This window comes from Chryseobacterium sp. MYb7 (genome assembly GCF_002979455.1).
Taxonomy (GTDB): domain Bacteria; phylum Bacteroidota; class Bacteroidia; order Flavobacteriales; family Weeksellaceae; genus Chryseobacterium.
Map to the genome: position 1 here is coordinate 1 of NZ_PCOU01000035.1, position 14054 is coordinate 14054.

15 protein-coding genes are annotated in these 14054 nt (G+C 34.0%); 9 read left to right on the forward strand and 6 right to left on the reverse strand.

Translation table 11 applies throughout. From position 1 onward, the window contains the following. Positions 1-105 precede the first annotated feature (105 nt). The 5 genes from CQ046_RS20945 to CQ046_RS20960 form a co-directional block, all read right to left on the reverse strand. Positions 106-1707: a hypothetical protein gene (locus tag CQ046_RS20945; RefSeq protein WP_105704135.1), complete on the reverse strand. Its 1602-nt coding sequence runs from the start codon at positions 1705-1707 to the stop codon at positions 106-108. Between the two features lie 344 nt (positions 1708-2051). Continuing rightward, a complete protein-coding gene (gene istB, locus CQ046_RS20950) occupies positions 2052-2813 on the reverse strand; it encodes an IS21-like element helper ATPase IstB (protein WP_105704136.1) in 762 nt (253 codons plus the stop codon). Between the two features lie 75 nt (positions 2814-2888). After that, positions 2889-3350: a transposase gene (locus CQ046_RS23945; RefSeq protein WP_228407009.1), complete on the reverse strand. Its 462-nt coding sequence runs from the start codon at positions 3348-3350 to the stop codon at positions 2889-2891. Positions 3351-3365: 15 nt separating this feature from the next. Further along, a complete protein-coding gene (gene istA / locus CQ046_RS20955) occupies positions 3366-4439 on the reverse strand; it encodes an IS21 family transposase (RefSeq protein ID WP_228407010.1) in 1074 nt (357 codons plus the stop codon). Between the two features lie 127 nt (positions 4440-4566). Beyond that, positions 4567-4803, reverse strand: coding sequence for a hypothetical protein (locus CQ046_RS20960; RefSeq protein WP_228407011.1), 237 nt, complete (start codon positions 4801-4803; stop codon positions 4567-4569). Between the two features lie 425 nt (positions 4804-5228). Between CQ046_RS20960 and CQ046_RS20965 the strand changes: the two genes are divergently transcribed. From CQ046_RS20965 to CQ046_RS20980, 4 genes are all read left to right on the forward strand, one after another. Beyond that, entirely contained in the window at positions 5229-6731 is a 1503-nt protein-coding gene (locus tag CQ046_RS20965) for a hypothetical protein (protein WP_123906664.1), read from the forward strand. Positions 6732-6901: 170 nt separating this feature from the next. Beyond that, positions 6902-7477 carry a DUF6705 family protein gene (locus CQ046_RS20970; protein WP_123906665.1) on the forward strand — a complete coding sequence of 192 codons (576 nt, stop codon included), beginning with the start codon at positions 6902-6904 and terminating at the stop codon, positions 7475-7477. A gap of 125 nt (positions 7478-7602) precedes the next feature. Continuing rightward, the gene (locus CQ046_RS20975; protein ID WP_105704139.1) at positions 7603-8043 is read left to right on the forward strand and encodes a hypothetical protein; all 441 of its coding nucleotides are present in this window, start codon (positions 7603-7605) and stop codon (positions 8041-8043) included. A 107-nt stretch (positions 8044-8150) separates the two neighbouring features. Beyond that, a complete protein-coding gene (locus CQ046_RS20980) occupies positions 8151-8609 on the forward strand; it encodes a hypothetical protein (RefSeq protein WP_105704140.1) in 459 nt (152 codons plus the stop codon). Between the two features lie 174 nt (positions 8610-8783). Here the strand turns inward: CQ046_RS20980 and CQ046_RS20985 are convergent, their stop codons facing one another. Beyond that, the gene (locus tag CQ046_RS20985) at positions 8784-9572 is read right to left on the reverse strand and encodes a PhzF family phenazine biosynthesis protein (RefSeq protein WP_105704141.1); all 789 of its coding nucleotides are present in this window, start codon (positions 9570-9572) and stop codon (positions 8784-8786) included. A gap of 388 nt (positions 9573-9960) precedes the next feature. Between CQ046_RS20985 and CQ046_RS20990 the strand changes: the two genes are divergently transcribed. From CQ046_RS20990 to CQ046_RS21005, 5 genes are all read left to right on the forward strand, one after another. Beyond that, positions 9961-10983 carry a terpene synthase family protein gene (locus CQ046_RS20990; protein WP_105704142.1) on the forward strand — a complete coding sequence of 341 codons (1023 nt, stop codon included), beginning with the start codon at positions 9961-9963 and terminating at the stop codon, positions 10981-10983. A 239-nt stretch (positions 10984-11222) separates the two neighbouring features. Beyond that, positions 11223-12227: a terpene synthase family protein gene (locus tag CQ046_RS20995; protein WP_105704143.1), complete on the forward strand. Its 1005-nt coding sequence runs from the start codon at positions 11223-11225 to the stop codon at positions 12225-12227. Between the two features lie 25 nt (positions 12228-12252). Beyond that, positions 12253-12429, forward strand: a complete 177-nt coding sequence (locus CQ046_RS23735) for a hypothetical protein (protein ID WP_165790569.1) — start codon at positions 12253-12255, stop codon at positions 12427-12429. 153 nt (positions 12430-12582) lie between these two features. After that, on the forward strand, positions 12583-13350 hold the full coding sequence (locus tag CQ046_RS21000; RefSeq protein WP_165790570.1) for a helix-turn-helix transcriptional regulator: 768 nt from the start codon (positions 12583-12585) through the stop codon (positions 13348-13350). A gap of 33 nt (positions 13351-13383) precedes the next feature. Next, a complete protein-coding gene (locus CQ046_RS21005) occupies positions 13384-14043 on the forward strand; it encodes a hypothetical protein (RefSeq protein WP_105704145.1) in 660 nt (219 codons plus the stop codon). The last annotated feature ends 11 nt before the right edge of the window (positions 14044-14054 follow it).

The following is a 14054-nucleotide window of genomic DNA, read 5'->3' on the forward strand; positions in this document are numbered from 1 at the left end:
GCATATGATGGAAATATCATTAAAGCTCTTATTTTTGAAACTTAACAAGCAATTATCTATAATTATTTAACAATACCTTTTTTATAAATCTGTGTATAAATCAAATTATCTAATCCTCCCTTCTTCAATCACCACATAATGCAATTCATATCTCAATTTCTCAATAATCACTGTCATTTGATCAACCTCTTCCTCTTTTAAATTGGTAATATGATGATGAAGAACCATATGGTAATCTAAATAAGGAAAGAATTTAGTCCAGAATTCTTCAAACAGATAATTATATTTTCGCAATTCAGGATTTGCAAACTCGCATAGTTTCCACAAACTGTAATTGGATAAATAGTTTGGCATATAGTAAAGCTTAGCATAAACATATGTCCTGCAAAATGAAAGAAAAAATAGGGTAAAGAAATATGGCAACCCCTGATAAATTTCTCTTCCATCTTCTGCTATTGCAAGGAATTGTTGCGAATACTTCATTGTTGCATCATAGTAATAATCAAGATCTGCATAAGTGGGAGTATGAGGATTTTCCCAATGTGGTTCAGGATAGAAAGGATTAGATTGATAAATCCTGTTTTTGCCCTGAATAATGTCTACAAAGAAGCTTTGATAAAAATGTAGATTCTTCTGAACCCAATACCGATCGTGGCTGATCAGAACAAAATCAAAATTGTTACCTGTGTGACTCTTCAATGATTGCGTTATAGATTTTAATTTATCATTACCAACATTAAGACCAAGCAACAACAAATAGTAGGTTGTATTACTACCGTAAATGGCTTTGTGAAACAGATAGATTTCTTCGACCTCGACAGACTTTACAATTACTTCTACAACAATTTCAAGAACCATATCTTTATCATTTTCCTTAACTGTTTCAATGATTTTTTCCTCTTCAGAATATCCTATTTTTATCATTTTCTTTAGCTGATACAATCGTTTTTCAATCATTCCGGAAAAACTATCCTCAGCGATATTGAACGCTTCGAACATTTCACTTTTAAAAAATAGATCATCTTTCGATGCTTCTCTCGCTTTTCCGATTAAATGAATCAGGTAATATTCGCTTCGGCTTTGAGAAACAAAATGACTCTGTATCTCAGGAATATGTTTGGAGAGGTTTCTTATTCTTTCGTTCAGATTTTCTGAATTGGAACTATTTCCTGTATATAATTCTTCTAAGTATTCCAGATCATACTTAAAAATATTTCCATAAGCTAGCAAGGCACTTACTGATGATTCATCCGTAACAAATCCTCTAACCTGCGTTAATAATAAATCGTGATCGTGAAAAAAGGAATCTTTATACTTCTCGAATTCCTTATTGAATTTTTTGCTTTCTCTTGAAATAAGTAAATGGTTTCCATATCCAGCATTTTGATAAATAATTGCTGATGGTCTACAATACAATTCAACGAAAGGATCTCCGAGAGAGAATTTATTGTGAATTTGTAAAGAGTAAAAAATACATACTTTAACTTTGTATTCTTTAAAAGCTTTTTCAACCCATTTTTTTCGCATTAGCTCCTCAACATCTTTTTTGTGTTCAACAACAATTGTGAGGTGAGCGTACCCTGAATTGTCAGTCTTATTGAAAAACATCTGAATGATAAGATAATGCTGTTTGAAAAGTTGATTGATAGAACTATCTAAAAATTCGTTGCCATTCTGTGTGAACTGAAATTGATTTGAAATTTTCATTTTATTAGATTTTTGAGTTGTGATTTTCGGGATCAAAGTAGAAGTAAATAGCCTCAAGAAACACACGGATTAAGGAGAACCACATCATTAAATCAATATGCTCCTGCAATTCTTTATCTTTCTCAAGTTTCAGAATATTATCGATAGTAAAATCTGGATTTCCAATCTTCTCAAGGAATTTTTGGTAGTATTCTTCGCCAATAACAGAAAGTACACTCAGAAAAAGTTCTTTTAAATAATCATCCTGTAAATTCTGATTAAACTGACCACGTGATTCTGGAATAAATTGACCATAGTAAAATAGGTCAAAAATGTGGTCTAGAAAGTATTGCCAAAATACAAAATTATGGGGTATTAATTTCTTGTTTATTTTCTGTCTTATTTTCCCCTCTCTTTTTTCTCAAAGATTCACCTTTAAGCTCTATTCTTAGAGAGTTATGTACCATTCTGTCAAGGATCGCATCTGCAATGGTCTGCTCTCCTATAACTTCATGCCATGCGCTTACAGGCAGCTGCGAGGCAATAATTGTGGAACGCTTTCCGTGCCTGTCTTCGATGATTTCCATAAAATCTTGACGTTTAAGATTATCCAGAGCTTGTAATCCGAAGTCATCCAGAATAATCAGATCCTGCTTTTCTATACGGTCTATTTCCTTCAGGTATGTTCCGTCTCCTTTGGCCATTTTAAGTTTAGAGAACAGCTTATTGATATTAAAATACATGACTTTATATCCATTCATACAGGCTTTATAACCTATGGCAGAAGCAATAAAACTTTTTCCAACACCTGTGCTTCCTGTTACCAGGATATTCTGTTTCTGCCTTATAAAATCACAGGAAGAGAGTCTGCCTATTGCATTTTTATCAATATTCCTTACAGAACTAGTCGTTATTTCTTCCATGAAAGCTCTGTAGCGGAACTTAGCTGTGGTAATCAATCTTTCTATTTTCCGGTTTTCTTTATCATCGAACTCCGCATCAATAAGATAGGCTATAAGTTCATCATTGGTGTAGGAAGCGCTTCCAGCTTCCAAAGTGGTTGAAAAAGCTCTGTGCATCCCGTAGAACTTCAAAAGTTTCATTTTTTCTAATGTGTCCTGATTCATATTATAATGATTTTAAATTTAGATTTATTGGTTATCTCTTTGGACTTTTATTATGTTTTTTCCGACTATAAATAGTTACTGGTAATACTTTCCGCCCCTGATATTTTTGTGTTTTGGGAGCTTAAGCTCCTCGAAGAAGTGCTCGTCATCCTGAAGGTTATCCAGTCCTTTATCAAGTATACTTTTTATGGGCATAAGACCATATCTTTCATATCCTAAAGCTCTTTTACAGGCATTATCTAATCTTTGATGCCCTACTTTTTTGGCAAGATGAAGGATACCGGCACAGGACTTATAAGACTGCTCAGGATGTTGTTTTTTCTCTAAAACTTTAATGATGTATTCTTCGGTATTCTCTCCTATGCCCTGAGCCCAGCTGATAAAACGATCAGGGTTCCATTCTGTCATATACTGATATGACGAAGGCATATGTTCCTTGAGAGTGGTATATCCATATTTTGAATAGATTCTTTCATGAAAAGCAATCCTACGCTGCCCATAATACACCTCAATTGCGGTTTTACTGTAAATAAGCAATACTTTCTTTCCTATCTAAGCAAAAGGAACACTATAGTAATGTTTATCCTTGCTTAGATATACATGGCTTGTTTTATGAACTGTAGCTTTAGAAAAGCTTTTTAGCTGGTATTCCATAGCAGGAAGAGAAGATAATTCCGGCTGTTCAACTTCTTTGAAAATAGCTCTTCGGGAGCATTTTTCTCTTTTCATCGGAGCATCATTATGAACTTCTAAAAGCTCTCTGATACTTGTATTAAGCTCCTCAAGGCTAAAGAACTGCTGTTTCCTCAATGGAGCAAATATGCGGGTATATACGATACGTACAGCATTTTCCACCAATGCTTTATCCTTTGGATGATAAGTCCGGGTAGGAAGTATTGTTGTACTGTAGTGAAGGGCAAAGTCCTGAAGGCTATCATTAATCTGGGGTTCGTACTTATCACTCTTCTTAACTGCTGATTTAAGATTATCTGGAACAATGGCTGCAGGAACGCCTCCATAATAGTTGAGTGACTTGGTAAGGCTTCCCAGAAAATCTTCTTTACCCTGTGTCCTTGTAGCTTCTACAAAGGTCATACGGCTGGCTCCCAGAATACTGACAAAAACTTCAACCTCTTTTTCTTCTCCTGTTTCTTTATCTATAATATGAAGCTTCTTGCCTGTATAGTCTACAAACATCTTGTCCCCGGCCTTATGGTCCATATGCATTGATGGACTGATCTTACGACTCCATTGCCGATATAAATGGCAGAACTGTGAGTAACAATAGCCGTCAGGGTATTTTTCCTGGTATTCTTCCCAGAGAATATATCGGGTAACGCCTGTCTTTTTTAGCTCTTTGGTAACATAAGGAAAGTAATTTTCCAGTATTTTTTCCTTACCGTCAGGCTCTAAAATGGTAGTCTCAAATAAATCTTCTATCTCTTCAGAACTTAGCTCTGAGAGTTCTTCGTAAGTAAAACGGTGCTCATGGAATAGGCTTATGTATTTCTTGACCGTATTGCGGGATAAGCCCAGCTGCTTACTTATTTTAACCTTACTTAATCCTTGGGTATATAATCGTAATAACTGTTTCAGATGTAACATGTCTATCTTTTTATTTGCCATAACCTGCTTTTTTAGCTAAGTTATTTCTTAGACACATTATTTGAGTTTTTACTATGGTCAGATTCACCAGAATGGGGTGGTCAATTTGAAACAGAATGAACTGCTCACTTTGAACAGATTACTATGGTCAATTTTTCAAGATTCTACAGTCAAGTTGCTTTTTTATACTTCTATGGCTCTCTGCTCTTTTTGTTCTTCCGTTAAGGTCGTTGGGTTGTCGATTCTCGAAGTCCCACTCTTCAGGTTTTATTTTTTCACCTGTAGAATAGATGAAATTCTTATTTTCATTTCCAAAATAAGAACGGAAATAAATTAGTGTTTCCTTTTCGCCGTTGGGTTCTTTAAGTTTGAAGGTAGAATTCATAAGGTGCTAAATTAGGTGCTAATACTTTCATAATTAAACATAAAAACAACTTGTTTTTATTGATACAAATATAGTTAAAATATTGATAAATAGCACATTTATATAAAATTAGGTATGTTAATTTTAATAAGGTTCATTTCCCTCACTCTCCGCAAAAAAAGCCTTGAATCATTTGATTCAAGGCTTTTTTATTGCACATTTTTCTTTATTCCTATTTGGAAACATTCCCCAACCAGAAATATTTTATTTTCCAGATCATACAGGTAAATCCTATTTGTACATATTACTTGTACACACGACAAGTTTTGTCGCCTTGAGAATGTACATTTGTATATCAATAAAAATATGGTTTCCCGTATTAATTGATTTGATGATTTTTATATCTTTATCACCAAGAAAACTAAAACTTAAAATTAACACAAATAATGAAAAACAAATTTATTTCGAGGCTACTTTCCTTGGTAGCCATCATGGTCTTGTTGTATTCCTGTAGGAATGAACTTTCACCAGAGCAAGAGACTTACAGTAACAGCAGTCAATTCAGACCAACATCCAAAACAATTCGTTTAGAACAAAGTAAACACAAATTGGTTCTTACAACTGAATTACAAAAAGCACAAGAGAATCTGACAGAAATCAAAACCAACGCATCGGGCAAATCAGTTGATTATGCAAATGGTGTTTCCATTGACACAGACAATGTAACTTACATTGAAGTTGGACCTAATTTCCACACCTACACATTTAATTTGGTAAGAGAAAATGCACCTGAAAATGCACCTCTAGAAAATTTGGTATTGGCTTCTCTACCTGATGGCAGTTATAAAGAGCTTTTAGTGACTTATAATTTCACTCCGCAGGAAAAACAGGATTTACTTGCAGGAAAAGGAGTGAAAACTAAAGGAAAAGCAGTAGCGATGGAGCTTGCAAAAGGAACCTATGGAGGAGTGGTTTCTAATGGGATGGGAACTGTAGAATCCTGTTCTTATCAAACAGTGGATATGTATTTTTCTTGTTATACAGGAGACCATCATTCAGGTAATGAAAGTGAATGGTGGAAATGCAACTGGGAAAGTGAAGGAGGATATCCAGCCCAGCACATAACTACGGTTGCATTAGTTTGTACAGCAACTACAGCCTTGGGAGATGATGGTTCACCGGGAGGTGGTGAAATGGGACCCACAACAGGTTTAGGAAGTGGTCCAAATGATGGAACTCCGACAATCCCAACTCTTAGTACATTTTTTAAGTATGTAAACAAACTTCCAGCAGATTTGAAAGCTATTATTGATGATACAGCTAATACTGAGTTTTATAACGGCTTAAAAACTTACTATGATGTTAATTTTGGAAGTGATGAAACTAAAAATTTCATAAATTGGGCATTGCAATTTAAAAAAGATAATCCTGATATTACTTGGACACAGTTTCAAAATTGGTTTATTAACCTAGATGGAATGTCAAATTTAGTTTTCAACAATTCAATTAACAGCAGTAATTCTATCGTATTTAATACAAACACTGATTTTAAGACGGCATTGTCAAATAAAAATAATGTATTTACTGAAGAGAGTGTTTTGCAGGAGAATGGCTCTGAAAAAATTGTTTCTGCTAAAGTTAAAAGAACAGGAGTTTGGGGAAGTGGAGAAGAAGTTCGTGTAAAATTAAAGAAAATTAATAATAGGTGGGCTTTTGATAGTGTTACTTCAAGTGAACTTGGACTCACTTTAGGTGTTTGGACTTTTACACAGATTGATTACATTCAAAATACAAACGCAAATGTCCTAACTGTAGAAGTTACAGGATATGAGAATTACAATGTTTTCCTAGAAGGTCTTGGAACAGTTTATAAAGACAAAGTAATGATTCGGATAAAAATTAATACTACAACAGGAAATATTTTTAGTATAGAATTTATAGATTTATAACATTATGGAACAAACAATTAGTGAATTTAGCTTTGGTTTATTTGTATTGCAAATTTTTATACTAGTTTTCATAATATTACTAGGTTATTTTGTATATAAAATTTATAAGAAAATAAAATAATTCTAGGATAAATATGAGAAATAATACCAATGTCCTTAATTATAAAATTATGAGACAATTATTACTATTATTTTTAACAGTTATTACAGTTTTCTGTAAAGCACAGATTTATCCTCTTAATACGAGTCCAAGTGATATTCCTGATAATGCCTACCTAAAAGATACTAATAATGAGCTAGATAAATATGTTGGATTATGGAAGGGGACATGGAATGGTAAAACACTTTTTTTAGAATTGAAAAAAATTAAATCTTATTCTTCTGTTCCTGGAGATACTCATCCATACTATCGCGATGAAATTAGAGGTGAACGAAAAATAATCAACTCGAATGGAGTTGTAGAAATTGATAGAATTTCTAATTTTGGAAATGATGGGGCAGAATTTTGGGGAATGGGGATTAACCTAAAAAATGGTTTACAAAAAACTCTTACTTTCTCACCTAAAAATATGTGTAGGAAAGCAGCGACATTAATTATTACTAATTTTACTCCTACTCAAATGACCTTACACTTTGAATATTTACCTAGTTTTTATGATGACACCTGTCAACACAATGCTTATGTAGAGCAGAATAATGACTTTCCAATGAACTTTCCTAAAGATATTGTGTTGACAAAACAATAACTTATAACTTTAATATCTTAAATAAGAAATGATTGGTTCTACCTTAATCAGGTAAAGCCAATCATTGTTATTTTGAGACTCTAAAAAATATGTTATTTTTTTGTCTTTACAATAAATAAATTAATATGAAAAAATTAACAATAATAATTACAGGATGTTTTCTAGTTTCATGTACGGTTAGTAAAAGCAGTTTTAAAGAAGAGCTAACAATACAAAATTTTAAGGATAGAACTTTACAAAAATGTCTATTGAAAGGTTATGGGAATAAAGATCTTGTTAATAGAATATATGATATAGATAAAACGCTCTATGATCCTGTTGCAACAGCTTTATTTGATGATGAAATAGACTCTTTTTTGACTCCTAAAATAAATAAAATGAAAAAAGACTCATTGGAATCAATCGGTAAGGTTTCTGAAGCGAAAGCAGGGAAAATTGTATTTGGAAATTGCTTGTATGTTTATAAAAGTAAAGAACTGGATAAGTTTGCTACGAAGCATATTAATAAATATAAAAAAGTCAAAGATTTAGACTCGTTAATTCTTTCAAAAAATCCATCTTTTTAATTTATTTAAGATGCATTAGCTGTATTAATGGATGTTATTTAATATATAGATGTTAGGATATTACAATAAATATTTATAAAAAAATAATAACGAAATATTTAAAATTTATGACTAAAATAAAGTTAATTATATCCATCATTTTCTTTTTATTAATTTATTCATGTTCAATCAATGAAAGACCACAATTCAGATATCGAAGTGATAGAAAACAAAAAAACAATGAAAAGGAATTTTATACCAAAAGATTTAGAGATGCTGTCTTTTACAAATGTCTACAACATGGATATGGCGAGGATACTAATTTTAAAATAGGAAAATTAATGGCTGAGAAAGATTTATTTACTCCCTCTGATGAGCCATTTATTATAGAAGATAGAATACAAGATAGCCTAGCAAAGCAAATAATATCAAATCTTCCTCCTGTATATATACTTAATGAAAATGAGAATGGAATAAAGGGTAAAAATTTTATTATTTCTACTTGTTTAAGTTTTAATGAGAGTAAGGAACTTAATAAAATAGCTCATAAGTATTATAAAATGAAGTTAAAAGAAGAAAGAAACTAGAATATTAAACTCATTTTAAGCCACTTGCAAACACTTACATACACCATTCTTCGAATTTAAAACTTGGTAAAATACCGCAAAAACAGCTCTTGAACCATAAATCCCAGAACAGGAAACAAACTTATTTGTGGCTTTTTATTATTATCTCTTTATAAAGAATATCCTGATAACATTTTACTCAATCCAGAAATACCCCATAGAATACGTTTTGGCTTTTCCAGCTACAATTACTCTTTCATTTTTGTTTTCACAATAGAGCTGTCCGCCTCTTTCAGATATCTGACGGGCAAAAAGCTGATCTTTCCCTAATCTTGATGACCAGAACGGGATAAGTGAACAATGGGCAGAACCCGTTACCGGATCTTCAAGAATAGATGATTGTGAGGTAAAATACCTTGAAACAAAATCACAGTCAGTGCCTGCCGCCGTTACAACCACACCACCCGGATCAAGATTGATAAGATCAAATATGGATCTTTCAATTTTGATATTTTGTATATCCTCTTCAGAATCGTAGACCAGAACATAATCTCTCGCTTTGAAGACCTCTTTAGGCTGTATATTAAGCGATCTGGATATGCTGTCCGGAAGGGCAGAGGGTACAGGCATTCTTGACGGAAAATCCATATAATAAAATCCATCTTTCACATCAACCGTTAACTCACCACTTTTCGTTTCAAAAACGATTCTATCACTTTGATAATTTAAGATTGAGATTAAGCAATGAGCTGTGGCAAGGGTAGCATGTCCGCATAAATCCATCTCTATTTCAGGGGTAAACCATCTAAGATGAACACTATTGCCATTGTCTATAAAGAAAGCGGTTTCTGCTACTGCATTTTCACGGGCTATTTTTAACAGAATTTCATCGGGTAACCAATTTTTTAATGGAACAACACACGCCGGATTTCCATGGAAAATAGATTCTGTAAAAGCATCTATTTGATATAATTCTAACTTCATAGGTTGTAAAAAATTTGTAATACATAAAGATACTCCATTTCCGATAAGTAAACGTCTGGTATTTCAGAGAAAATCATTTTTAGAAATAGCTTTGGTTTTTTAACATTGTAAATGGTTGATATTCTGTGTTGTAAATATGAGTTATGTTAAAACGTAACAAGTAATTGTTTGATAATCAGTATATTGAATATTGTTTAGTTATATTGTGTTTTTTATGTAAAATGTAATATAATTAATTGTATATTTAGTATATAATTAATGATTGTATCTTATTGTTAATGAGTTAGGTATATTGTTTTGAATGTGTTTTTCAGCGTTTTGTGAGGCTGGATATATTCAATAAAATAATATATGGGTGAAAAAACTATAACTATTAAAACATACAATCATGAGTAATGAAAAATTTAATCCCCTTGAACTTCTCCAGAATAAGTTCAGGTATCCATTCCCAACTCTAAAAAATCCACATGCTGAACAGCTCCAGGAGATTACTGAAAATCAATGGATTGATGGAGAATATTTGTGGCTCTACGAAAACAATCCTAATGTGCGTAAAAAGTACAAAAAAACGAAGACTGCACATATCGCAGCACAGTGGTTTCCAACTGCTTCTGCTGACCGGTTCAAGCCAATCTGCAGGCTGATGCTATGGACCTTATACAATGATGATTTGTATGAGGAAAGCGACCCAGAAGAGATAGATGGTATACATACCAAGTCTATCGCCATACTGAATGGTGAGATCAGTGCAGCCCAGTCCGGAATACCTCTCGGTTCTATGCTGGCTTCGTTAAGAGAGGAATTGCTTCAGTTTATTCCACAAGAATCAATGCATCGTTTTACACAGATGATCAGCAGATATTTTAGTGGTCTTAAAAAAGAACAGGAATACAAGAAGAATAAGATATTTCCTACAACAGCAGAATGCATTGTCCTAAGGGAAGATTCCATTTGTCTGTATCCTTTCCTGCAGCTCACCGAAGTTGAAACAGGCATCACTCTGCCTCCTGAAATCCATAATCATCCTGTGATCCGCCGCCTGCAGGCACTTGCCTGTCATTTGGTAACTTTTTTCAATGAAGTTCAATCTGTAGTAAAAGATGAAGCAACAGGCAGCATTTACTATAATATTGTGAAGGTGATCCAGAATGAACGCAGGGTCTCATTAGAGGAAGCCTGCCTGGAAGATCTTCGGCTTCATAATGAAGATCTGAAGGAATTTGTAACCCTGCAGGCCTCACTTCCAGACTTTGGTGTATGGCACGAGGCTGTGGTCAATTGGGTACATTATATGAGTATGGTACTGAGCGGTTGGAAAAATATATCTACCAAGCTTGACCGTTACAACAGGACTGAATTTCCTAGTGCTTCCGAATTAAAAGAAACCTTAGGACAGAACCAATTTCAATAAAATATGAATGATTACCGCGGTGTTTGAAAAGACATTAACCTCGTGGTGATTATATATTGAGTACCTGCCAGATGTGCAGAACAGATTGATGGATATACCCATATGTGAATACATGATCTATGAAATACAAAGCGGTATTATAGCAACAATCAATATGCTAAATAAATCACAACTGGATTTTTTTAGCATAAAACAGTTGATATTGATTAAGTACAAATAATTTTAAAATATAAATAAAAATGACACCAGAACAATTTAATAGTGCAGATTATTTACTACGGGGATGTTACCCATGGCCTGATCTTATTAATCCACATGCTGAACAAATGGGAAAAGATATGGATGATTGGATTGATAATGATTATACTTTTTTGACTGAAAAACAACGCAAAATTTATAAAAAAATGGAACTGCATAGGTGTACTGCACGTATGTGGCCACACCTAACCTATGAGCAGGCCATTCCATGCAACCGGTTCATGCTTCAGTATGTTGCTCTCGATGATCAGGTGGAACATTCGTCTCTTGAGGAAATTCAGGAGTTACGAATTCGTTGTACCGATATTCTCAAGGGTGCTCAACCCTTGCCGGAGGAAAATGCACTCTATCATCATATGGCAATGATCCGGGATGAATTTCGTGCTTTTATGCCAGATCTATGGTTTGAGCGGTTTGTTTACTATTTTTATCAATCCTTCAGATATGGAATAGAGCTGGAGTATCCTTACAAAATAGCACACCGCCCGCCGTCACTGAATCTTTATAAAACCATTCGTGAATATTCGGTTCTCATGCGTCCTTATCTGATTTTTGGCGAGATTGAATCAGGTCTTGTCCTGCCGGAACATATCTTTGAGCATATCGTGGTACAAAAAATGATTTCCCATATGACTCTGGTTGTCGCCTGGCAAAATGATCTTCATTCTCTGCCTAAAGAAATGGCTAAAGGAACAGAAGTTTTTAATTTGGTTTTCGTATTACAGCAGGAATATAACCTCTCATTGGAAGATGCTTGTGCAGAGGCTTTGCGTATTCATAATGAAGAACTGGCAAGTTTGATGGGTTTACATAAAGAGTATCGGGAGTTTGGTGAATATCAGGAACACATCGATAAATTTGTTTACTATGCAGGTGTTGGGCTTCAGGGTGTGAACACATTTTATCTGGAAACAAACAGATATAAACATGGAGGAATTGGTTTTGCCTGGCCTGAAGATAATCATACATCAAATAAGAGTCTGTAATTACTATAGCAGTTAAATTTTAAAGATGAAACAACAGGATGTTTCTATTTTACAATACCCATGGCCCTATGAAATAGGGCCTTTTTTCCAATCATTCTATGAAGAACAGAGCGATTGGATTGATACTGATTATCTGTTTTTGTCTGAAGCTGCAAGAACTAAATATAAAAAGCATAGCCTGATGGAAGCAGCATCCTATTGAAGCACCCGATAATTCAACGATTGAAAATGCTTATGTGCCGTATTATGGCCATTCTCTTCTCCACAGAAATTTAATATTTTTATCCGGCAGGTGTGATTCATGTATCTTTATTTAAATATATTTGAATATAAAAACTTATACATCCAAGTTTATATGACCCAACCGCTATTGTTCTTCTCGACCGGATATTTTATCTATCTTGGACACGCCGTTGATACTGTAGTTCATGAGCATCATGCAATCCAGATTGCTATAAGTCTTGAGAACGAAATAGAAGTGATTTCATCTGGCTCTATTATGAAATATAGAGCTGTTATTATCAATTCTGATGAACCTCACGAATGCAGAACCCGCGACAATACTTTTTTACTAATCAATATTGATCCAGAAAGTAAAATAGGAACGAGGCTTAAGAAAGTTTACTTATCTGAGAAAAAAATAGCAGCACTACCGGAATCTGTAGTGGAAGAACTTTTGACGGATATGAAACCCTTATTGATTAATAATACAATTGCTGATCCTATTTTTAATACAGTACTTCAATTTCTTCAGGAACTGGCAGACACAAATGAAAGTGAGAATATGGATGACAGGATTATTAAAATTCTGGAAGTTCTTAAGCAGCCACAAAATGGGAATCTGAAAATTGAAAGCCTGTCGGCTTTGGTTCATTTATCTCCAGGCAGGCTTATTCATTTATTTACAGAGCAGGTAGGTATTCCGGTGAGAAAATATATTCTTTGGGCAAGACTTTTGATTGCGTTGCAATATATCTTCGATGGACGGAATATCACAGAGGCAGCTCTGGAAGCGGGATTTTCAGATGCTCCTCACTTCAACCGGACATTCAGAAGAATGTTTGGTCAGTCTCCTTCAATTTTATTGCAGAATAGCCAAATCATACAAGCGTATGTAAAATAGCTGGTGCATCTTTGCATATATAAATATGATATTATGTATGCTATTAATCACGCTGCCACAGCTTTACTCATTAAAAAAAATAGCCCGAAACTGCCATTGTTTCCACTTTTGATTTCTGTACAACTTGTAGAAGTATTATGGGTGTTTTTTAACTATTTGGGTTGGGAACATTTTTCAATCTCAGGAGGTAGAGTACATCTTGACTTTCTGCCTTATTCACATTCAGTTTTTTCAGGAGTTGCTGCGGCAGTACTTTCGTTTTGTGTGATCAACTGCGGGTATAAAAACAGAAAATTGGCGCTGGCTTTTGCCATTGGAGTTTTATCTCATGTCATGATTGATGTTATTTTTCATGAGAAGGATATTCAGCTGTCACCATTCTCTGCCAAACCGGCTTTTGGATTAGGTATTCTTGATTTTCCCATTCTGAATTTTATCATTGAATTTGTTTATGGACTATTTTGCTGGTGGTATTTTAAAGGAAGCAAGGCTTTGCTTTGGACAATTACTATCTTTAATTTCCTTGATTTACCCATGATGCTGGCACACGGAGATTCATTAAATATATTTGTGCATTATCCTTTTATTCTGCCCACTGTCATCCTGTTCCAGATATTGATCACCTGGTATTTTGTTTATCGTTATGCCCATTCAAAAAATGATAAGAACAGTCCTGTGATTGGTGAAATTTAATCTGAGACTTA